The 21,510-nt window shown below is 38.2% G+C and carries 16 protein-coding genes; 11 read left to right on the top strand and 5 right to left on the bottom strand.

Annotation, left to right across the window (positions count from 1 at the left end; all coding sequences use genetic code 11):
• Nucleotides 1-325 precede the first annotated feature (325 nt).
• Nucleotides 326-1,087, top strand: a complete 762-nt coding sequence (locus NI469_RS13320) for an alpha/beta fold hydrolase (RefSeq protein ID WP_005107025.1) — start codon at nt 326-328, stop codon at nt 1,085-1,087.
• Between the two features lie 15 nt (nt 1,088-1,102).
• Here the strand turns inward: NI469_RS13320 and NI469_RS13315 are convergent, their stop codons facing one another.
• The 5 genes from NI469_RS13315 to tssH all read right to left on the bottom strand — a co-directional run bounded on the left by NI469_RS13315 (nt 1,103) and on the right by tssH (nt 8,199).
• The gene (locus tag NI469_RS13315) at nt 1,103-2,044 is read right to left on the bottom strand and encodes a M15 family metallopeptidase (RefSeq protein WP_253175440.1); all 942 of its coding nucleotides are present in this window, start codon (nt 2,042-2,044) and stop codon (nt 1,103-1,105) included.
• Between the two features lie 125 nt (nt 2,045-2,169).
• The gene (gene icmH / locus NI469_RS13310) at nt 2,170-2,994 is read right to left on the bottom strand and encodes a type IVB secretion system protein IcmH/DotU (RefSeq protein WP_253175442.1); all 825 of its coding nucleotides are present in this window, start codon (nt 2,992-2,994) and stop codon (nt 2,170-2,172) included.
• Nucleotides 2,995-3,001: 7 nt separating this feature from the next.
• Complete coding sequence (gene tssK, locus NI469_RS13305) at nt 3,002-4,366, bottom strand: type VI secretion system baseplate subunit TssK (protein WP_253175438.1); 1,365 nt, start codon at nt 4,364-4,366, stop codon at nt 3,002-3,004.
• A gap of 8 nt (nt 4,367-4,374) precedes the next feature.
• Nucleotides 4,375-5,481 carry a type VI secretion system protein TssA gene (gene tssA / locus NI469_RS13300; RefSeq protein WP_253147112.1) on the bottom strand — a complete coding sequence of 369 codons (1,107 nt, stop codon included), beginning with the start codon at nt 5,479-5,481 and terminating at the stop codon, nt 4,375-4,377.
• A 51-nt stretch (nt 5,482-5,532) separates the two neighbouring features.
• Nucleotides 5,533-8,199 (bottom strand): type VI secretion system ATPase TssH, encoded by a 2,667-nt coding sequence (gene tssH / locus NI469_RS13295; RefSeq protein WP_253175436.1) that lies wholly within the window; start codon nt 8,197-8,199, stop codon nt 5,533-5,535.
• A 347-nt stretch (nt 8,200-8,546) separates the two neighbouring features.
• Between tssH and NI469_RS13290 the strand changes: the two genes are divergently transcribed.
• The 10 genes from NI469_RS13290 to NI469_RS13245 all read left to right on the top strand — a co-directional run bounded on the left by NI469_RS13290 (nt 8,547) and on the right by NI469_RS13245 (nt 21,356).
• Nucleotides 8,547-9,230, top strand: coding sequence for a hypothetical protein (locus tag NI469_RS13290; protein ID WP_180038664.1), 684 nt, complete (start codon nt 8,547-8,549; stop codon nt 9,228-9,230).
• Nucleotides 9,231-9,244: 14 nt separating this feature from the next.
• Complete coding sequence (tssB, locus tag NI469_RS13285) at nt 9,245-9,754, top strand: type VI secretion system contractile sheath small subunit (protein WP_253147138.1); 510 nt, start codon at nt 9,245-9,247, stop codon at nt 9,752-9,754.
• Nucleotides 9,741-11,222 carry a type VI secretion system contractile sheath large subunit gene (gene tssC, locus NI469_RS13280; protein ID WP_253147111.1) on the top strand — a complete coding sequence of 494 codons (1,482 nt, stop codon included), beginning with the start codon at nt 9,741-9,743 and terminating at the stop codon, nt 11,220-11,222. Before tssB ends, tssC begins: the two co-directional genes overlap by 14 nt.
• Nucleotides 11,223-11,273: 51 nt before the next feature.
• Nucleotides 11,274-11,777 (top strand): Hcp family type VI secretion system effector, encoded by a 504-nt coding sequence (locus tag NI469_RS13275; RefSeq protein ID WP_005107016.1) that lies wholly within the window; start codon nt 11,274-11,276, stop codon nt 11,775-11,777.
• A gap of 75 nt (nt 11,778-11,852) precedes the next feature.
• A complete protein-coding gene (tssE, locus tag NI469_RS13270) occupies nt 11,853-12,344 on the top strand; it encodes a type VI secretion system baseplate subunit TssE (protein WP_114540707.1) in 492 nt (163 codons plus the stop codon).
• Nucleotides 12,341-14,149, top strand: a complete 1,809-nt coding sequence (gene tssF, locus NI469_RS13265; protein ID WP_253147109.1) for a type VI secretion system baseplate subunit TssF — start codon at nt 12,341-12,343, stop codon at nt 14,147-14,149. Before tssE ends, tssF begins: the two co-directional genes overlap by 4 nt.
• Nucleotides 14,113-15,108, top strand: coding sequence for a type VI secretion system baseplate subunit TssG (gene tssG / locus NI469_RS13260; protein ID WP_005246461.1), 996 nt, complete (start codon nt 14,113-14,115; stop codon nt 15,106-15,108). The genes tssF and tssG overlap by 37 nt, the downstream gene beginning before the upstream one ends.
• Nucleotides 15,105-16,544, top strand: a complete 1,440-nt coding sequence (locus NI469_RS13255; RefSeq protein WP_253147108.1) for a hypothetical protein — start codon at nt 15,105-15,107, stop codon at nt 16,542-16,544. The genes tssG and NI469_RS13255 overlap by 4 nt, the downstream gene beginning before the upstream one ends.
• A 34-nt stretch (nt 16,545-16,578) precedes the next feature.
• Nucleotides 16,579-20,412 (top strand): type VI secretion system membrane subunit TssM, encoded by a 3,834-nt coding sequence (gene tssM / locus NI469_RS13250; protein WP_253175433.1) that lies wholly within the window; start codon nt 16,579-16,581, stop codon nt 20,410-20,412.
• 182 nt (nt 20,413-20,594) lie between these two features.
• Nucleotides 20,595-21,356, top strand: coding sequence for an OmpA family protein (locus tag NI469_RS13245; RefSeq protein ID WP_410550537.1), 762 nt, complete (start codon nt 20,595-20,597; stop codon nt 21,354-21,356).
• Nucleotides 21,357-21,510 lie beyond the last annotated feature (154 nt).

Genomic DNA, 21,510 nt, shown 5'->3' with positions numbered 1-21,510 from the left:
GTTTAATTTACTTGCTGGCATATACAATTTAGATTGGGTGAAAGATAAACAATTAAATTGATTGAAAAATGATTTATGAAGGAAGTCTAGTCTGCACCACAACTCAACCATCTTCTTTCATATTTATAGATAGCCAAATATCCATCCAGATCTAAAATCGTAATTTTAAATACTTATGATTCGTTTATGAATTATTTAGCCTAAGCAAAATATATCCCCATAAAATAGCCTAAGCAGGATTTTATATTTAAAAATTTCGCAATTGATTAATTCCAAATATAAACCCACTATAAACACTTAAACAAAGAAATCATGGAATTCTCAAATGATCCTAAATTATCAACTTCAACACCACGAAACGTCAGTACTATCTCCAATGGTCTTCATTCATGGTTTATTCGGTAGTTTAAGTAATTTAGGCGTACTAGCTCGATATTTTTCTGAGCAAAGAACCGTGATCCAACTTGATGTATGCAATCATGGTCTTTCTGCTCATAGTTCAGACTTAAACTATCAGCTTATGGCTGAAGATGTCCTAGAAACTTTATCCAGTTTAAATATTCAAAAGTTCGTAGTAGTAGGGCATTCCATGGGTGGGAAAATTGCCATGAAATTGGCTGATTTAGCCCGTGTACAAACTGAAAGGTTGGTCGTCCTGGATATTACACCAATCCAATATCATGAGAGTCATCATACTGAGATTTTTAAAGCTTTATTTGCGGTGCAGCAAGCAAATGTTGCTTCACGACTTGAGGCAGCAAAAATTATGCGTGAATACATTGATGAAGAAATGGTAATTCAGTTTTTATTAAAATCCTTTAATAAAGGGCAGTGGCTCTTTAATGTTCAGGCTTTATTTGATCATTATCCAGATATTATGGATTGGGAAAAGGTCGAAAAAATTAATCTGCCAGCTTTATTTCTTCGTGGCGGTAATTCTTTTTATATCTCAAAACCTGAACATTTTGCGGCAATCAATGAACAATTTTCTCAGGCGAAAATTGAATGCATTGAAAATACAGGACATTGGCTGCATGGTGAAAAACCAGATGAAGTCATTAAACATATGCAGACTTTTCTAAATTAATTTACGATTTCGCACTCAAGGCTGAAATGTTTGAGTCTGTAATTGTCCTTCATGAATGAGTTGATGCGCCATTTCAGCTGTTTTCTTTAAACCGGGCATACGATATTCAGTATGTCCAAAATCTTTAATGGATTTCCAGCGACCGCCCCAGGTTAAACCCACCGATTCTGCAATCTGGCCAAACAGTTCATAACCACGCATGGCCCATGGATCACGTTCACTAATCACCACCTTGCCATTCCGCTTAAAGGCAATATCCGCGGCCAGACCAAACTGATGATAACTTTGAAAGCCTTTGGCCTTGGTAATATTACTGTTGGTCGCCAAAGAGTTTTGCCTTTCCGGACTTCGATAACCTTCGAGTAAAACCAGCTCATAACCATGCTGTTCGCGCATAATTTTAAAAACCATCAGTAAGCGCTGTTTAAATCGCGGATTCATCTTATGCCATTTACGGTCTGCTGTGCTGATATTTGGATTTATATGAATGTCTTCAATATTCAGATTAAGGCTTTGCGCTGAAATTACAGAATGATTTGCTAAAGATTCTTCTTGTAAGGCTTCGATAATAAGCTGTTCATCAACTTCAGTTGGAGCTGTTAATATTTGCCCATCTAATAATGCATAAATCTGTGGATCAACTTTCCTTAAAAATTCAGCTTCAAACTTACTTGCAGTAAGTGGTTGCGTAAAAGCGAATATTAAAATACTGCCAAATAAGCTAAATCCTGCAATCAAAATCCACCATTGCTGCAAATACCACTCAGACTGAATATGCTCAGGCGATGCCGCCTGATAAAATTTCTGAACAAAATGTTTTGCTTGAGAAAATTGTTGCTTGCTTTGTGGAATCAAACCAAGAAATAAATCCTGTATTCTTAATCGAAACTCGTAGGACAGCAAGACTAACATAGCCAGACTTAATACAGTAAAGCTGCTTATTATAATCAAAATCATCAGTTAAATGATTGATCTAATAATGATTCAAAAAATTTTTTTATTCATTGATATAAATTTTCCAACGGCGTCATTTTTAAGTCTTGATTTTTATAAGTGTCCATCATATTTATTTGAAAATTGAGTTAGGGTAAATGAATCGTAATATAAGCTTGTTCAGCAGGAGTGCTAATCAAATTTTGATATTGAGAAAACACAGCAGCTTGTTCTGTTGACAAGGCATATTTAAAAACCACAAAGCTGATCACAGCAAATAATAATAAAAATATCAGAATCCAGAAAAATGGTAATTCACGATGGATGATATGTCGGATTTGATCTGGAATTGCTGAAAAAGGAGAAAAAGCAACTTTTTTACACTTGAGATAATCAATCTGATCTCCGATACGAGCAATCAGACTATTTAAATGCTCAATAGATTCAATTCGATACTTTCCCTGGAATCCCAATAAAAGGCAATAATGATATACCTCTAATACTGCCAGACGTTGCTTATCTTTATGGCGTATTTCTTCCAGATTTTCAAAGAAGTGAAAACCTGCAAGTTGTGAGCCAAACAGGATTAACTGTAAAGGACTGATCATCCAAGCATTTTGAAGATCAAAAAATCGCTCATCCTGTTGCGTGACAATTGTTTCATCTACTAAAGCGCAATAGGCATATTTTGCATCTTGAATATCTTCAGCTGAAAATTGCATCTGACGTGTCTGATGTTCAAAACTTTTCAACATCTCCAGAATTTTTTCACGAAAGGCTTCAATATCTGTAGGGAGATAATGATTTTTTAACAGGAAAACAATATAGAAGCCGTCATGCAGTAAATCTACCAGACTATTCGTATAGGTAGGGTAGCTTTCTACAGGTTGCATGGCTGTATAACCGGCCCCGATTTGATCATCATCAAAAAGTGAAGAAAAAAGTGAAGAAGGAGAATTAGCGATTGTATTCATTTTTATTTTATCCATTCATGACAGCAATCAGTTCAACCGTAATATCCTTAAAACCGTTCGGGATATAAACACAAATTGATTCTGAATCCAGCATGCGCTGATACAGTTCATTATTTGGTTCGATCTCGAAATAATGCACACCGGAACGTACTGGAATTGCAGTAGGAACCTGCATGAGGTGCTGGACGGGTACAGCAGGCAAAGCTGCAACCACACGTTGTTCTACATCTATGCTACTGCCGACTTTAAAACGGATCGGAACATAGGCAATCAGATCATGTGCAGGCATAATGCTACTCGATACAGCAAGATATAGCCGGGTATTGCGACTGATCTTGTCAGTCTCCAGACTACCGAGCCAATAGGACGGGCGCGTTTCTTTTAAGCTGATGCTGATATATCGATTCGAAATAATTGTATCGAGTAAATCTCTGAGAATAATATCAAGCTGATTGAAACTGTCATACAAATGATGATGCTGATACTGCGGTAGTTGATCAATGTCATAGGCTGTTGAAAATGTGAGTAAGGAGCCGCTTAGTCTTAAAAGTTCCGCATATAGCCGTTCCGGATGAATTTGTGGATACTGCAAAATATGATTTAAGGTTGCATAGGCAGTATTTAAGGCATTTACCAGCCAGAAAGAGACGATATCCCCAGAACGGAATTCAATCAGTTTCTGTTCATTTTCACGGTTATTGGATTGAATGGTTTTAATTTTGGCACGAATAATATTTAGCGTTCGCTTCAAATTGTCCAGTAGATATTCACAGGCCTGAATATGTAAAATTGGAGGAATGAACTTCTGATCAAAAATAAAATTCCCCGAACTTTGTCGTTGGATTTGAGCAACCGGAAGATATAAATAACCATCCAGAGGCTGCTGAGGTTCTTGGCCAATTTCAAAAAGTTTAAATTCTGCCCGACGGCGTAACAGGGTGATCTCTGCAGTAGTGGCATCGGTGAATAAATCATGCGTCGAGATTAAATGTGAGTGATAACGACTCGCCTGAGTGTTTTCGGTATGACTTACATTTTGCTTGTTCGGCTGTAGCATTGGTAAAGCCAAATAAATTTTCATTTCACCGCGCAGGTTTAAGGTATCTAATTGTACGGGTTCTGGTAATAAATCCTGTGCAGGTGCCTGATAAATTTCACCATCTTGCCAGATCATTTCAATTTTGCTCAATGCCAATATATGCATATTGAATTGTGCTTCATCAAACTGAATGTACTGGATCCCGTGAGCAAAAGGAAATGTCGCCCGAATCATATGACTCAAGCGTTGTTCATGATAGGCATCCTGTAATTGAAAATGTTGCGGTCTTAAAAATAGACCTTCGCCCCACAGTACTTTTTCTGCTTTAAACATTTTAATATTTACCACTCATTCTTAGATTCATCGTTGGCATATACACCCAGTAATTCATGTACATTTTCGACCGGATTCTCATTCTTAATGACTTGAGCAAGCCATTCATGTAAGGGCATCTGACTCCATTTAATTGTCTTTTGCAGCATGTAGCTCACTGGACTATGCGGTTCATTCGATTGAAAATACTGTGCAATTTCTTGTAATAACTGCATCGCCTGTTGACGATTGGCCAGATGGTTTTGGGCTTGAGGTCGAAATTCTTGTATATCTTTAAGCGAGGTATTCATCACTATTATTTCAGGTATTTTTAGAGTGCCAGATTGCGGTGGATTTATTTGATTCTGAGATATTAGAGAAATATCAGTTTTATAAATGCGTTTGATACTAGAAAAGATTGATTCCAGTTGAGAATCTGTGCTTGCGTAACTCGGTGCATCCGGGCCCAGCAAATGATCCAGTGTATTTTTAAGATACAGCCATTGGGTTTGGATTTCCTGAAGATAACCTTCATTCTCGCTTAACACGATTTTGGAGGTCTGCAGCAACGATTGTTCAAAATACTCCAAGTTCTGAACAGCATTATTTTCAGAGCAGTCATCTTGCTGCTGTTGTTTTAGCTGTATATTGCGCTGATGCAGTAATAGCTCATAATCACCCAAACTATAAAAAGGCGCAGAGCTGACCAAAGACACCTGTTTCATCAACGTTGGCAATTGCGTAATCAGACCTTGTAATAATCCCAAACGCTGATCAAGATCATCCTCTTCGATTTGAGGATGTAACGCTAACCAATAACGCTCTAAACTTTGCTGGGTCAGATGCAATCCTCGGGCAATTCCTTTAAAACCATGGAGATGACTCCAAGCCTCTATAAGCCAGCTATATAAACGGATATCTTTGGTTTTTTCGCTTAATAATTCGATTGTTTTAGCATGCACAAGTTGCCAATCGGCCTGTTTCGGTTCCGAGACCCAGTCACCTTGATCCAATAAAGGATCATCATGAGTTCTGGCCTTTTTAATCACATGAAAATCGTTTGAAAATGAACAATCCACACCACACGGCTGATCGGCTGAAATACTTTTCAATAAATATTCAAATTCCAGACTCATATTTATTCCAACTATTATATTTTATTTATTATTAGCTTTAATTTACTTCTACTAGGCAGCATCTACTTTACTGTTTTTAGACCGTACTTTTGGTGCTATTTTAACTTTAAGATCTACGCTATAAAAAATTTCATCATTCTTGATCTCAATATGAATCAGTTTAGGGAGCTTTTCCTCACTCATGGCCGTCAGTATTTCTGTAGCCAAAGCAGGTAATACTGAAGCATTTAAAATATGATCAATATTGCGCGCACCGCTATCTACTTCTGTACATCGGCTGAGTAGAAGTTCGAGCAAGTCCTCACTATAAGTAACCTGCGTGGCATATTGCTGCTGAATACGTTGGGTAATTTTCCCCAGTTTATGCTGAATGATCTGGATCAATAGCTCATCATGTAAAGGATAATAAGGCACAATTTGCATACGCCCTAAAAATGCCGGTTTAAATTGCTGATACAAACTTGGTTTGAACAGTTCAATTAAGCTTTTTGCATCCGGCCAGTTTTCGACGGGTTGATTTACACAAGCCTGCATAATGGCACTGGAGCCAACATTGGAGGCCAACAGGATTGTCGTATTTTTAAAATCAATTAGACGGCCTTCACCATCTTCCAGCATTCCTTTATCAAAGACCTGATAAAATAATTCCTGCACATCAGGATGAGCTTTTTCGATTTCATCTAATAAAACCACGCTATAAGGATTACGGCGTACCGCTTCAGTCAAAATGCCTCCTTGACCATAACCGACATAACCTGGAGGAGCACCTTTTAAGGAAGATACGGTATGAGCTTCCTGATATTCCGACATATTTATCGTGATCAGATGTGATTCTCCTCCATACAATTCTTGAGCCAAGGCTAGGGCAGTTTCAGTTTTCCCCACACCACTTGGGCCAAGCAATAAAAATACACCTTGCGGTTTATTCGGATCATCCAGTTTTGCTTTAGATGTCTTAATACCTTGGACCAGTTGATGCAAAGCAAAGTCCTGACCCATTACACGTTGCGATAATTTATCTTGTAATTTTAATACCTGTCGGATTTCATCATTCATCATTTTACCTACTGGAATTCCGGTCCAGTCAGAAATGATCTGATTAATCATAGGGACTGTTACACGTTCAAACACGAGTGGGTTATCAGCCTGAATCTGAGACAAACATCGCTGTAATACTTTAATTTTATTTTTATTTTCAATTTTTTTGGATTGAATCTGTAATAATTTTATTTCCTGAACCAATTGAAGTTCTTGCTGCCATTGCCGTTCTACCTGAGAAATCTCTTGTTCCAAATTTGAAATATTTTTTGATAATTCAATTAAACGTGTCTGATGACACGGAAAATTTTGATGCTCCTGATTTAAAATCTCATGTTCTAGCCGAAAATTATGCAGTTGTGCCTGTAACTGTTCTAACTTTGCAGGTTGCGCATTCTGGCTCAAGGCAACCCGTGCCGCGGCTGTATCCAATACACTAATGGCCTTATCCGGTAATTTCCGTCCACTGATATAACGATGTGAATTACGCACCGCAGCAGTAATTGCTTCATCATCAATCTGCAACTGAAAATGCTGAGTCATGAGCGGAATCATGGCGCGCAACATATTAATTGCGACTTCTTCATTAGGTTCTTCTACCTTTATCACCTGAAAACGACGGCTGAGCGCAGCATCTTTTTCAAAATATTGTTTGTACTCCGCCCATGTAGTCGCGGCGATGGTACGCAGTTCTCCTCGTGCCAAAGCTGGTTTTAACAGATTGGCAGCATCATTCTGACCAGCCTGACCACCTGCACCAATCAGCGTATGGGCTTCATCAATAAACAAGATAACAGGATAACTGCAGGACTGAACTTCTCGAATAATTTGCTTCAGGCGATTCTCAAACTCGCCTTTTACACTCGCACCTGCTTGTAATAAGCCCAGATCCAATACATGAAGTTCTACATTTTTGAGTACATCAGGTACTTGATTATTCACAATTTTCAGGGCTAATCCTTCTACCACAGCTGTCTTACCGACTCCCGGGTCGCCGGTGAGTATTGGATTGTTCTGACGACGGCGCATCAGGATATCCAGCATCAAACGGATTTCAAACTCACGACCGATCACCGGGTCGATTTGGCCTTGGCGTGCTTTTTCAGTTAGATTAATAGTGTATTGATCAAGTGCCGATGTTTTATTTAATTTTAGCTGTGCGTTAGGTGAATCTTCTTTTACCTTAGTAAGCTGAGAATAGCTCATATTTTCAATACTTTGCTCACAGAACTCTAAAAATCGGTGCTTCAAATGATCAATTGGAAGCTGCTCAAATAAAGTAGAAGCACGAATTGTCATTTGATATAGATCAGGCGCAGTGAGCAGGGCAACCAGTAGATGTCCGCTGCGGATCATCGGATTTTGCTCTGCTGAAGCCAAAAGCCAGGCATGTTCTAATACACGAATAATGGATTTGGCAAAGATAGGTGTACGAGAATTTCCTTTAGTCATTTGCTGAATACTCTGATTCAGATCATGGGTGAGATCATCTTCGGAAATTTCATATTTTTTGAGCAATAGTTTGAGATCATTCAAGTCTGGTTGCTGTAGCAACTCTAAGAAAAAATGCTCAATTTCGATTTCATAATTTTGCTGTGTGATGCAGAAATTCGCTGCCTTCTCAAGGCATAGGCGTGCATGTTCAGATAATTTTGTAATCAAAATTTTTAAATTACTCATATTTTTCTCTTTGAGAATATACAGCCTGATATTTTTGAAATTTATAGCTATATATTTCTTATTATTAAATTTATTTTTATTTATTTAGTTTTTTCTATGAGCGATGAGGATATTTTGGCTCAAGATTTTTGGCATATTCTACTCAAGTTTCTCCAAATGTCTGCATTCATTGGTCGGAATCTTACTATTTTTAAAATTACATAAAATATTTAACAAAAACGCATTTATGTATTGACTTTCTGTGATCATTTTTTGTTAAATCCGCAACTAGCTTTTTAAATTATAAAAACAGAAAAATCATTTTGATTATAAAAATATAAAACAATAACTAAAAATTGAGGCTTATTTTGAAAAATAATCTAGGTTTTATTGTATTGCTCATCTCAGGGATGGCGCAGCTATGTTTTGCTCAAATCCATGCAGCAGAATTAAAAAAATCATGTATCAAGAGCTATCCACAAGCAAAAAATGATACTGATTCAACTGTCATTGATTTATACCAGCAGTTGTGTGACAAGACAGCAAGAAAAAATATTCTGTTTCAGCAGCAGTTGTCTACCCAAATTGCCAAACGCTATGTTGAAGTAGGTGATCACCTGAAAGCACTCAATTTAATCGAGCAATTACATCAGCAAAATTATACTCATCAAGATTTAACTGATCTAGAATTCCTGGCAGGAGTCGGGATATCTTCCCAAAGTCTGGAACAGATGCGTAGTACAGAAGTCCGTGCCTTAAATGACTCTACCTATCCACAAGCCAAGTCGCTAAGTGAACATATTTATCTGGCACAGCCTGTAGCAAAATTTTCTGCATCTGCCTTAATGACAGCGCGGAACTCAAAAGTAAAACAGACTAAAAATAAACCAAATATCCCAGTAAAACAAAACCTAAGTCAAAATAAAAATAAAGCATCGAAAAGCAATCTAAAAAATAATACGGCTGCTATCAGTAGTAAAAAAACAGAAAGTATCAGTACACGAACCCACACTCCTAGTACTAATCCATTTGGATCATTAAATAATAATTAATAAGGAAAATCATGATGGCTAAGCGTGAAAGTGTACAAAAAAAATTACAGCGTATTCGACCACCACGTGTGCAATTGACCTACGATGTTGAGGTCGGTGATGGCCGTGAAATTAAAGAATTACCCTTTGTGGTAGGGGTTTTGGGAGATTTTTCAGCAGCATCGGAACTTGAAAAAACCAAGCTCAAAGATAAAAAATTTATCAATGTAGACTTGGGAAATATTGATGAGGTGATGCAGTCTCTGGCGCCTCGTGCCAGTTTTCAGGTGGAAAATAGTTTGACTGAAGAGAGTGGCACAATATCAGTAGATTTGGTTTTTAATGCGATGGATGATTTTCGGCCAGAACAGGTAGTCCAACAAGTCGAACCTTTGCGAAAACTGGTAGAAGCACGAGAACGTTTAACTGATTTACGCAATAAAATATCCAATAATGAACGTCTAGAAGATTTACTGGATGATATTTTAAAAAATACCGACCAAATCCGTAAAATGAGTATGGAGGCAGACAATGAATCACTCTAATGCTGCAACTACCACGAATGTTGCTATTGAAGAATACTCAATTCTGGACTCTATTGTTGAACGTAGTCGAATTGCGCGTAATGAAGAAGAACATGATCGGGCCAAAAGTTTGATTGGTGAGTTGGCCAAGGAAGTCATGGCCGGTACCGTTATAGTTTCAGACAATATGACCTTGGCTTTAGATAAACGCATTGCAGAAATTGATGCGCTTATTTCTACCCATCTGAGCAAGATCATGCATCACGAGCAGTTTCAAAAAGTTGAGTCCACCTGGCGAGGGCTGTATTACTTTTGTCAGGAAACGCCATCACACTCTTTAATTAAAATTCGTATGTTGAATACGACCAAAAAAGAATTGATTAAAGATTTTCAAAGTGCCAGCGACTTTGATCAAAGTACTCTATTTAAAAAAATCTATGAAGAAGAATATGGTTCATTTGGCGGTGCGCCTTATGCGACCCTCATTGGCGACTTTGAGTTTGATCGCACACCTTCAGACCTGTATTTGCTCGAGCAGATTTCACATGTAGCATCAGCGGCACATGCACCGTTTCTCTCAGCTGCAAGTCCTTCCATGTTCGGATTGGAAACTTTTACTGATATTGATCGCCCACGCGATGTTTCTAAAATTTTTGAAACAGCTGAATATGTGCAATGGCGTTCATTCCGGGAAAGTGATGATGCTCGTTATCTGGCATTGACTATTCCACGAGTATTAGGCCGTTTACCTTATCATCCTAAAGATGGCAATACGACAGCAGGCTTTAACTATGTAGAAGAAGTTTCAGGTGAAAATCATAATGAATACCTGTGGATGAATGCTGCTTATGCTTTGGGGACGCGTTTAACCAATGCCTTTGATATGCATGGCTGGTGTGCTGCGATTCGTGGGGTTGAGGGTGGCGGTTTGGTCGAAGGTCTGCCAGTGCATACCTTTAAAACCAATGATGGAGAAATCATATTTAAGTGCCCGACTGAAATTGCGATTACGGACCGTCGTGAAAAAGAACTCAGTGATCTTGGCTTTATTCCATTAGTACATTGTAAAAATACCGATTATGCCGCGTTCTTCGGTGCCCAATCTACCCAAAAACCAAAGAAATATGATAACGATATTGCCAATGCCAATTCCGCATTATCCAGTCAGATACAGTACATTATGGCAGTCTCGCGAATCGCTCATTATTTAAAAGCAATGATGCGAGATAAGGTGGGAAGTTTTACATCTGCAGGAAATGTCGAAGCATTTCTAAACGACTGGCTGTCTCAATATGTACTTTTGGATGATGGCGCTTCACAGGAAGCCAAAGCACAGTATCCACTGCGTGAAGCTTCGATAAAAGTTGTAGAAAATCCGGCTGAACCTGGACATTACAAATCTGTGGTCTTTTTGAGACCGCATTTTCAGTTAGACGAGTTGTCTGTATCTTTACGACTGGTCACTGAGTTACCGCAGTCGAGTCATTAAGACCGCTGCTAAAATTATAAGAATATTTATAACAACAGGAAAATTATTAAAATGAAAGACATTTACATCCAGTTTCGTGGCAAATATAAAGTTGATGGTGAATCTCGTGATTCAGAACATAAAAGCTGGCTAGAAGCAAATTCTTGGTCGCACAACATTCGTCAGCCAAAATCTGCAACATCTTCTAGTGTAGGCGGCCATACTGCAGAACGGGTTGAACATTCCGACATGATTTTTATGAAAGATCTGGATGCAACCAGCCCAAAACTTTGGGAAGCATGTTCAGCAGGTTATACCTTCGATGAAGTACAAATCGATTTTTATCGTGCTAATGGTGATAAACGCGTTAAATACCTGCAAATTAAATTAAAACATGTGCTGGTTTCTCAGGTCACTCCAACCGTAAATCAAGAAGGCGTTCCAACAGAAGCTTTTGGTTTGAAATATGCAGCAGTTGAGTGGACGTATAATCAGCAAGATATTAATGGTACACAAAAGGGTGCCGTGACCAAGAAATGGTCATTATCAAATAATACTGCTTCTTATGCAGCGTAATTTGATCTTTTAGAGGTTGGTCTTGATCAGCCTCTCTGATATTTATAAAAATAAATAAAATTAGACTATAACAATATGAATTTGGATCAGCTTTATCCTTACGGATTTAGAACAACATTATTTGACCGTCTATTGTCTCAGGATATTCAATGTTCTCAAGGCCTTTCTTTACAGGCTTTGAGAGAGTCAGTGGCTGCCGATCTGGAAGATTTATTAAATAGCCGTATGGTTAATCTGGATGCGATGGTTAATGGTTATGATCAGGTCAAACGTTCAATTCTTCAATTTGGCATCATTGATTTTGTGGGGCTCTCAACAGCGAATCCAATGGAACGGGATAAAATCTGCCGCTCGATTGAACAGTCTATTCACGCGCACGAACCTCGTTTAAAGGAGGTTAAAGTCGAGATGCTGATGGATGAGCATAACAGGGGAAGTCTGTGTCTCAGTATTCATGCATTCTTAAATATTTATCCCCTATATGAACCGGTAATTTTTGACGCATTCCTCAAGCCTACTACGCAACAATACGTAATTTTGTCTAAAACATCAGCAGGTGTGCTGTGATCGAAGAATTATTACCTTATTACGAAAAGCAATTACAGGAATTTGGGCAACAATCACGAGAGTTTGCCAATAAATACCCAAAAATTGCCCAACGCCTTTCGTTGAATCAAGAGCAGATTGATGATCCGCATATCGAAAGACTGATTCAGGCATTTTCCCTGATTTCTGCCCGGATCGATAAGAAACTGCACGATAGTTATGAAGTATTTACACGTGCTATTTTTGAGGTGATGTTTCCACAGTACCTTAAACCTTTTCCAGCATGTTCAGTGGTCAGTTTTGACGATGCCATTAAAATCCGACAGCTTAAAAGTAGCCAGCAGATTCCCAAGCAAACTGTATTAAAATCAAAAAGTATCCGTGGGGTACAGTGTGAGTATCGTACGACAAACCAGGTTAATTTATTACCAATCGCCTTAAAATCTGTTAATTTTAAAACGCATGCTTCGACTCATGTTCATTTAAATCGAAATGCAACCTTGAGCTTTGGTATTGAAATTTTTAACCAGCAGCAGCGACTGTTGGAACAACAAAAATTACCTATTTATCTGGATGCAATTTCCAGCTTTCCATTGCAAGTACTAGATTGTATTTTTAATCCAGAGACTGGTTTTTCTGTAATAGTACAGAATCAAGAGATTGATATTCAAAATCCATTTGAACTAATGGGATTTACTGAAGCGGAAAGTGCGCTCCCAGTTGATCAACATACTCATCATGCCTATCGTTTATTAATCGAGTATTTTTGCTTTCCAGAAAAATTTAATTTTCTTAACCTCAATCTGAGTTTTTTAAGAGAATTAAATATAGAAACCGCAGAATTTGAGCTACACATTCATTTTAAAATAAATCTGAATGATCAAGCTATGATCAGAAATTATTCAGAATTAAATAGCGCTAATTTCAAATTATTTGCGACACCAGTTATAAATTTATTCCCTAAACAGGCTGAGCCACAAAAAATTGATCATCTGCGCCTGGAATATTCATTAATAAGTGATGTACATCATCCTGAATATTTTCAGGTATATGCGATCACCGAAATGAAGTTATTGAGAGAGAAACGCGAGAACAGTCAAAAAACTTATCCCGTATTACCTTTCTTTGCCATGAGTCATTATCATCAGGCTGATGCTCAATTTTATTATCACCTGTTGCCCGAGCAAAGTAATACCAAGCATACAGAACTGAAATATTCGATTATTTCCAAATCTTTAGAACCACAAAAAATTTCATCAGACTTTATCAGTATGCAGTTGTTATGCAGCAATCGGGATTTACCTTATGAAAGTTATAACAAAGATCAGAATAACTTATCTCTCAATGACAATAGTTTGGCACGTAAAGCCATATTATTAAAAAGACCCAATTTACCTTATTGTTTTGATCAAAAGCAGCAAGAACAGTGGCGAATTATCTCGCATTTATCATTGAATAATCTTTCTTTAATGAAAGCAAATGCAGTCAGTCACATTAAGGAATTACTTGAACTGTATAACTTGCCGCAATCCAAAGACAACCGGCTAATTATTAATTCAATTCAATCGATCCAGTTTTCTCTGAGCCAGAAGTTGCGTGAGCATAAACCATTTCCACTTTTTGTACGGGGTGTCAAAGTTGAAATCCAGATCGATCCAGAAGTCTTTAGAGGAGCCAGTCTGTATATCTTTGTGCAACTTTTAAATCATATTTTTAATTTGAAAGTTCAAATGAATAGTTATGTGGATATGCACGTCATAGATTCAAAGTCAAAACAGGAGTTATACCAATGCATACAGAATGTTGGTGGCAAAAGGCTTCTGTAGTTGATCGGCTCTTTCAGCAGCCGACCAGCTTTGAATTTATTCAAGCCACGCGATTATTAAGACATGCACCTGCACGGAACAGACATCAAGGATGGAGTAAATCATTTGAATTTATTAGTTCACTCAATCTTAATTTTCCAACTTCTGAAATTGAATCATTGCAATGTCAAGATCATAAAGTTCAGATGACCAATTTAATCGTGGGGTTGACTGGCGTACAGGGCGTATTGCCTTATATCTATACACATAAAATTAAACAGAGTACCGGGGCACACCGAGAAGAAAGCTTACACTTTCTCGGACTGTTTAATCATAAATTATCTGCACAATATGTCGATGCCTGTCTGAATTATCATTTACCACTGCGTTATGAAATTGAGCATGAAAATCATTATCTAAACATGCTTCATGCTTTGAGTGGCTATAGCGGTCAACAACATGAACAGCAACCTATAGATGACTATTTTGCTGAGTTTTCAGGCTTGATGCAGGGGCAAAATAATACCCATTATGCGTTAAGCAGCATATTGTCTTGTATTTTTAAATATCAATTTAAGATTAATGAGTTTATTCCGGAAAGCTTTCAACTGGATGATCAGCAAAAAAGCGGTTTGGGAGCTTTGCAACCAGTTTTACTGGGAATCAACAGCTTCTGTGGAGAGACCATTCAGCAAATTGATGAAAAAATTGAAATCGTCATTGGTCCATTAAAACGTGAAGACTATATAAATTTTTTATCTGAAGGAATACATAGCGCCAAATTGAAACAGTTACTTCAAACCTGGTGTAGCCCGACCATGTTAGTGGATCTTCGGTTGATTCTAGACAAAGATGAATTATGCCCAGCCCAACTTGGAGAAGTACATTCGATGGGGCTAGCCAGAGGAGCTTTATTAATGCTGAATCCGGCAATCCACAATGCGGAAACCTGCTATAGCCTGATAGGAAAAATGTCATGATTAAGCGTATTATTCAGACTTTTATAGTTTTATCCGTTTTAAACAATGTTCTTGTCATTTATTACTGGCGAGATACTCAATACGATCCATCAAATATTGATTTCCTATTATATTTTGGCATTTTACCTTTGTTAATTTGCTTGTTGTTATTAACACCTTATTTTATTTATAAAGCTGTAAAATCCTATAAACAAAGACAGCAAGAACAAAAGGATAGGGCTCATAAATCTCTTCAAGCACAACAGCAAGAATTAGAAAATAAAGAAGAATTGGATCAAGCGATTGAGGATTACACGCTCAATATTTTTTCAGCTGCCGCTTGGCACAGTTTTGGCGAAAATGCAGAGATCTTGCAGCACATGAAGCAGTTCAAGAGTCCTGAGCTGGACTCAGAACTGCTAAATCGTTTTGGTCTACCTATATTGACATATCGCATTCATTCTGTGGACCGCTTACTTGAAGAAAACAGAACTAATGAAGAAATGCTTCCGACATTACGGGAACAACGAATTCAACAGTTGATTCAACAACAACTCCAACAGCATGAAGAAAGTCTGAGCTTAATTTCGGAACAGTTAAAACGTTCAGCACTATTTTATGATCACGAACTGGCTTATCAATATCGAATGCATCCGGGATGGATACAGGAAAACTACTGTGAAGATGAAGAAAATATTGCCTCTAATCCAACAGCAGCAAGTCGATTAAATAGGCTGAATCTGCATATTTTATTGGTGGATCATATGACTGGGGATTGGAGTGATCTCTATCAAGAGCAGCTTATAAGTCAAATTCAACAACAATATGCATTGCTGCCTGCCCAAATTCATATCGAGTTTCATTTCCTGTCTGCTGATCGTGCTTATTCAGCCTTACTAGATTTAGTACAGGAAATTTCAGGTCAATCATATGAGATCAGCCTGATCATTATGGCGGATTCTGAAATTGATCAGGATTATCTAGATCAGCAATTTTGGAAAAATGAAGACTATATTGCTGCGGAATATACAGCTAGCTGGTGTTTATCCCCACATGACTTGGAAGTTGAAGGTATGATGCCTTCACGAATATTGACTCTCAGCAAGCACGTCACTGACCTGTATGCATATTTGGGTCAGCATCAGGTTAATCTATCCTCTCAGATGGAACAGGCATATCCTTTTTTAGTGTTATTAGACGACACTACCCAACCTAAAATAATGAAAAAAATACAAGAAAAATTTACGAATATTGATTTTGAGCCAGAACCTACCATTTATCCTCAAAGCTATTTGGGGCATACCCAATATTTGGCAGCAGTTTTCGCAGCAATGTTGTCATCACATTTATACTGCAATGTCGTTACAATAAGCTACAGCACACAACAAGAATCAAGCTATTTATGTTTTAAAAATAAAGAAAGTGATCAACTGAATGAAATCTCATTAGTAGCCTAACTATTTATAAAAATTAAAGAAAAAAGGGATAAAAGTGAATACATTATTTTATACAGTCTTGGGGCATGTCTGGCAGTACCTTAGTAACCCTAAAACAATGATGGCCTTATCCTTTTTAGTGGTCATTCTTTCCATAAAAAATACGGTTTCTGATCGTATTTCCTGGATATTGCTGACGGTCTATGTTGCCATATTAATAGGCTGGGGGATTTATACACTTATCCGGCGTTATCGGCATGCTAAAAAGGGCAAAGAAATCGCAACCGTCTTATCTCAAAGTTCCACAGCTGAAAGCAAATACAATAATAAAGAAGAACTTCAGCTGATCAGTCAGCAAGTCAAACAATCTATTCAGCTGATTCGTAAGTCAAAATTAGGCGATCGTAAGGGTCACGCGGCACTGTATGAACTTCCTTGGTATATGGTCATCGGTAATCCGGCGGGTGGGAAAAGCTCGGCGATTTATCATTCTGGTTTGCGGTTTCCTTTTGAAGCAACTCACCAGAAAATGGTCTCTGCTGGACTCAGCGGAACACAAAACTGTGACTGGTTTTTTTCAACTCAGGGTATTTTACTGGATACAGCCGGACGCTATTCAGTCTATCCGGAGGACCATTCTGAATGGTTAGGCTTTTTAAATATTCTCAAGAAAAATCGTTCTAAAGTGCCAGTGAATGGTCTTATTGTGATCGTAAGTATCGCTGAGCTGGTCAACCAGAGTCCGCAGAAATCTCTACAACTGGCCAAGAACCTGCGTGCCCGTATCCAAGACCTGACTGAACGTCTAGAAGTTTTTGCGCCAGTCTATCTGGTATTCTCCAAGATGGACCTGATTGCCGGCTTCACGGATTTTTTTGATTGTTATCATGGACAAGAATTGGATCAGGTTTGGGGCGCAACTTTGGCTTATCAACCAGACTCGAGTGCAAATGCTGTTCAGCTATTTGAAAAGCATTATGGCATTTTATATGAGGGTCTGAAAAATGTAAGTATGACCCATTTAACCCGTCGGCATTCACAGCATATTTCACCCAGTGTAATGACCTTTCCACTGGAATTTAAGAGTCTCAAACCGGTATTAAGAACCTTTATTTCCACTTTATTTCAAGACAATCCTTATCAGTTTAAACCGGTTTTTCGTGGATTTTATTTTACCAGCGCCTTACAGGAAGGCTCCATTGAAAGTCCAATGACAGAACAGATTGCTGAGGACTTTCATCTGATCCGCAGCGATAATCATGATCTTGGCCTGTCTAAAGAGTCTGTATCACAGAATCATGGTTATTTTCTGAAAGGTTTATTTTCTGAAGTGATTCTTAAAGATAAAAATCTGGTGAAGCAGCATATTAATCCGGCACGAAAACGCCGACGCTTTATGGCTTTTACTGGTGCTTTACTTACTGTATCGATGGTGTTGAGTCTGTGGGTGTGGTCTTATCGAAATAATCAGCAATTAATGGAAGAAGTTCAGGCGGACCTGAATAAGGTCGTACAGATGCAGAAACAGTCAGGAACGGAGCTGGTCACACAAATCGATGCATTATTAATTTTGCAAGCTCATCTACAACAGTTAGATCAATTTGATCAGAAGCGTCCATTAAAATACAGTTTTGGTCTATATCAAGGACAACAGATCAGGGAGAAACTGCAAGCTGAATATCTTAAAGGAATTGAGCAATTAGTATTGCAGCCCAGCCAGCAAAATATTGCAGAATATCTACAACGGGTAAAAAGCAATGCAGCAGTTCTTAAAGAAAATCATATTCATGTGCAAATTAATCCGACTGCACAAGTTCAGCAACTCGCATTAGAACCATCTGACCAAAATCCGCAAGATGCTTATAATGCACTTAAAACATATCTGATGTTGAGTAACCGTAAATCTATAGATTCCAGTCATCTCAGCGATCAGTTGACACGTTTTTGGCGGACTTGGCTGGATCAGCATCGTGGTCAGCTGCCACGTGCTGAAATGCTGCAAAAGGCCGAGCAGTTACTTAGCTATGCCATGACACTGACAGATTCGAGTTCATTTCCCCAGCTGGATTCCGATACTGTTCTGGTTGAACAGACTCGCCAGGTTTTAACCGCGATGATGACCGGAGTGTCTGCACGAGATCGTGTATATAACAAAATTAAAATGCGGGCTTTGGTACGTTTTCCTGCATTAACGATCAAACAGATGGTCGGGGAGAATGCTCAGACAACCATGTTGGGAAGTTATGCCTTACCCGGTTTTTATAGCTATCAAGCCTGGAACGAATATGTACAACCTGCCATAGAAACCGCGGCGCAAAGCCCAACTGAAAGTAAAGATTGGGTACTTAATACATCACAGTCTGATGATTTGAGTTTTAGTGGCAGTCCTGAACAAATTCGACGCCAGCTGACTGAAATGTATAAAAAAGAATATATCAGCGAATGGCGTAAATTCTTGGGTGCCATTTATTATGCCAAGGCCGGTGACTTTAATCAGCAAACATATCAGATAGATATTCTTGGCGAACCAGAAAACTCACCGATTCGTAAAGTCATACAACGGGTAGCGCAAGAAACCAGCTGGGATAATCCAATGGTACAAGCTGAGTTGGCGGTTCCACAAAAAGGTTTTATTGCCTGGTTTAAACGCAAGATATTGCAACGTCATGATGGCAAGTTGGCACAGAATTCTGCATCGACTTTCTCTCAGGGGATGATTGCCAAAGACTTTCAGATCTTCTACCAGATTGTACGTACACGAGATGATTTGCAGAACCGGTCGCTGCTGGATGAGTATATGCAATCTCTGGCCAAGATACGGAGTCGCTTTAATGATCTAAAAAGTTCTGGAGATATTGGTCCGGCGAGCATGATGCTCCTTAAGCAGACCGTTGATGAGCAGAATTCTATCTTTAATATCACTCAAAAGTTTGTGGATGAGAAAATGTCGGTAGGAACCCATGAGCTGGATCAACAGCTGATTAAAAAGTTGTTTAGTGTTCCTCTCACACGTTCCTTTGAAAGTCTGATGCTCCCGGCACAAGCTGAAATGAACGAACTCTGGCTAATACAGGCCTATCAACCATTTAATGCAAATTTATCGCAAAAATATCCGTTTAGCAATCAAGGTAGCTTACAGGCAACCTCTCAAGAAATTAATCAGATTTTTGGTGAAAATGGCAGTATTTCCCGTTTTGTCAAAGAGCATCTTGATCCCTTAGTGATCCGTCGTGGCTATAGCTTAAGCTCGAAAACCTGGCAAGATTTAGGGCTTAATCTAAATCCTGTGTTTGTTGCAAACTTTCAAAATTATGTCGCGCCTGTGAATGGTATGGCAACTGGTGAGTTAAATAATACCAGTCGTCAGGCAGTGAGACCCAATCAATCTAATTTCCAGTTTTACCCACTGGAACAGGCTCATTTATTGGCTTATACCATTGATATTGATGGACAAAGAATGCTATTTGAAAACGGAATTCAACAATGGGTGAATTTTATCTGGCCAAATTTCGGCGCAATTCCAGGCGCACGGATCACGGTGATTGATTTGGAAGGGAAGACCCATACCATTTTTGATGAGCCTGGGGAATATGGAATCAATCGTTTGATTGATAGTGCTCAGCGTACACAAAAAGGCAATATTTTTGAGATGGTCTGGCGCAGTAAAGAGAATCCTGAACTATTTGTGAAGACCAATTTTCGTTTGGTGAGTGGAAATAATGCAAGTTCTATCGGAAGTAATCCAAGTTATAGCAATTTACAGTTGGTGGATCAGGTTGTTTCGAATAAAGCAGTAAGAGTGGTCGCAGCACAGAATACGACGATGTCAGGAAAAACAGCTCAGATAACTAAGACGACTGCTGCAAACACAGGAACTTTAGCGCCATGATACTCATCAATCATATTGTAAATGGATCACGTGGGTGAATTGATATGAATTAAAAACCAATTTTAGTGTAGAAAATAATTCAAGGTTGGCGGTACTAGAATAGTCTTTAACTGAGAGTCAGATAAGCCTGACTCAAAGCATTAAATTAATTAAATAAACATTTATAGAAGCATAAAATGAAAATAAAAAATAAATACTTAAAGTTAAATAAAATCATTATTTTATTCTGTTTTCTAATTGGTTTTAATGTGCATGCACAACCTGTAATTGCTGAAGGTAATGTACCGAATAACAGTAGTAAGCAAGCTATTTTGGCGAAATTGTATTCAATTTATGGTCAGGAAAATGTGATAGATCGCATTCAGATTCGTCAAGTAGTAGCACCAACGGATTGGTCAAATATAGTCACTGATGTGATTAATGAAGACCTTAAAAAGGTTAAACACGGAATGTTAACAATTAAAGGTTCTGATATTCAGCTAACGGGTAAAGTATCAAATTCTTATGAAATTCATGATACTACAGAAAGATTTAAGGGTTTAACACCCGAAAATTACCGTTTAAATGCACAGCTTTCAGTCAATCAGGCAGAACAGAAGATTATTGATGCTGCATTAAAGAACCGGATTATTGAATTTGAATCTGGCAGTGCAATATTAGCAACTTCAGGTATACAGATACTGGATGAAATGGTCAGTGCCTTAAATAAAGTTAGCGGAAAAAAGATACGGATTATTGGACATACGGATAGTTCAGGCGATACTAATAAAAATCTCATGTTGAGTCAGCAACGTGCAGAAGCAGTAAAAGCTTATTTAATCGCAAAAAATCTTCCAGCGCATTTACTGAGTACTGAAGGTTCAGGTTCAAGTAAACCTGTAGCGGATAATGCAACAGCTGAGGGTCGTAAGAGAAATCGTCGGATTGAATTTGAAGTGCTTTAACGTTTAAGTTGCTTGAGCAGCTATAAATATATGGTGAATGACCTGTATGAGTATATTAATAGTTGTTATTCACCAATTAAAATGTCTATGCGATAAACCATTTAAAATGTCCTGTTTTTAACCACAAGAGTCAAGCACAGGATTTAACTTTCTT

Origin of the sequence: Acinetobacter lwoffii (assembly GCF_024129735.1) — a bacterium.
Classification (GTDB): domain Bacteria; phylum Pseudomonadota; class Gammaproteobacteria; order Pseudomonadales; family Moraxellaceae; genus Acinetobacter; species Acinetobacter lwoffii_H.
The sequence above is the reverse complement of the archived record's forward strand: the minus strand, read 5'-3'. Positions and strand labels throughout refer to the sequence as shown.

Excerpts from the sequence above, each read along its gene's own strand:
- NI469_RS13320 (WP_005107025.1), top strand. The coding sequence starts at position 326 with ATGATCCTAAATTATCAACTTCAACACCACGAAACGTCAGTACTATCT.
- NI469_RS13315 (WP_253175440.1), bottom strand. The coding sequence starts at position 2,044 with ATGATTTTGATTATAATAAGCAGCTTTACTGTATTAAGTCTGGCTATG.
- icmH (WP_253175442.1), bottom strand. The coding sequence starts at position 2,994 with ATGAATACAATCGCTAATTCTCCTTCTTCACTTTTTTCTTCACTTTTT.
- tssK (WP_253175438.1), bottom strand. The coding sequence starts at position 4,366 with ATGTTTAAAGCAGAAAAAGTACTGTGGGGCGAAGGTCTATTTTTAAGA.
- tssA (WP_253147112.1), bottom strand. The coding sequence starts at position 5,481 with ATGAGTCTGGAATTTGAATATTTATTGAAAAGTATTTCAGCCGATCAG.
- tssH (WP_253175436.1), bottom strand. The coding sequence starts at position 8,199 with ATGAGTAATTTAAAAATTTTGATTACAAAATTATCTGAACATGCACGC.
- tssB (WP_253147138.1), top strand. The coding sequence starts at position 9,245 with ATGGCTAAGCGTGAAAGTGTACAAAAAAAATTACAGCGTATTCGACCA.
- tssC (WP_253147111.1), top strand. The coding sequence starts at position 9,741 with ATGAATCACTCTAATGCTGCAACTACCACGAATGTTGCTATTGAAGAA.
- NI469_RS13275 (WP_005107016.1), top strand. The coding sequence starts at position 11,274 with ATGAAAGACATTTACATCCAGTTTCGTGGCAAATATAAAGTTGATGGT.
- tssE (WP_114540707.1), top strand. The coding sequence starts at position 11,853 with ATGAATTTGGATCAGCTTTATCCTTACGGATTTAGAACAACATTATTT.
- tssG (WP_005246461.1), top strand. The coding sequence starts at position 14,113 with ATGCATACAGAATGTTGGTGGCAAAAGGCTTCTGTAGTTGATCGGCTC.
- NI469_RS13255 (WP_253147108.1), top strand. The coding sequence starts at position 15,105 with ATGATTAAGCGTATTATTCAGACTTTTATAGTTTTATCCGTTTTAAAC.